Genomic DNA, 721 nt, shown 5'->3' with positions numbered 1-721 from the left:
GAATGCTTGCATGGTTTCATATCGTTGACACCACATAGCCCTTCGTCGGGTTCCCGCCCAGCGCAGATCACGCGTTGTCCCCGCCTGAGTGCGTGATCCCGAGGCGCGCGCTAAGGTCCTCGAAACTCGGGTCGACCGCATAGGTACGCTCGAACTCGCTCCGGGCGCGCGCCCGCTGGCCCTCTTGCTCATACAGAACCGCACGCTCATAGCGGATCTGATGCAACCAGCCCTCGGGACGGTCCTTGCGGCGACGATTGGCCAGTGTGAACACACCGATACCTGCGTGCCCAAACCTGCCGGGGATGAGCGGGCCAAGAAACGCATAAGGGCGGTTGCAGGTTGGGAGTCAGGCCAATGACACGCAGAATAAATATAACAACCGGATGGGTCGGATCTCGATGACAATCGGTGGCAATGTTCGCAAAGATAACTAGTTTGTAAACTATATGAAGGATACCGGATTCGCGCTTAGGTTAAGCCGGTTCTGCCGTGCTTGTACCAAAATATACAGGTAGCGCGGCTGCACCGAGTTGCGGCTTATGATCTGTCGCGGCCCTCAGGAACATCGGCATATCAATAGCGTAGTCTTCACCCAGCGTCTCCATGCCCGCCAGTTCCTGACATATCCGATCCAAAATCGGGTCACCCAAACGGCCCCCGATAACAATGGCCTCGGGGGCAAAAGTCCGCATTATTACCAAGCTGAGCCACCGCAGCT

Annotated in this window: 1 pseudogene; it reads right to left on the bottom strand. The window is 57.0% G+C overall.

Features of this window, described 5'->3' with window-relative positions:
- Nucleotides 1–476 precede the first annotated feature (476 nt).
- Nucleotides 477–721, bottom strand: a pseudogene (locus tag ACTIE1_RS16650) (ROK family transcriptional regulator); the annotation flags it as partial.

This window comes from Roseinatronobacter sp. (assembly GCF_051859525.1).
In the GTDB taxonomy this organism is placed as follows: Bacteria; Pseudomonadota; Alphaproteobacteria; order Rhodobacterales; family Rhodobacteraceae; genus Roseinatronobacter.
The sequence above is the reverse complement of the archived record's forward strand: the minus strand, read 5'-3'. Positions and strand labels throughout refer to the sequence as shown.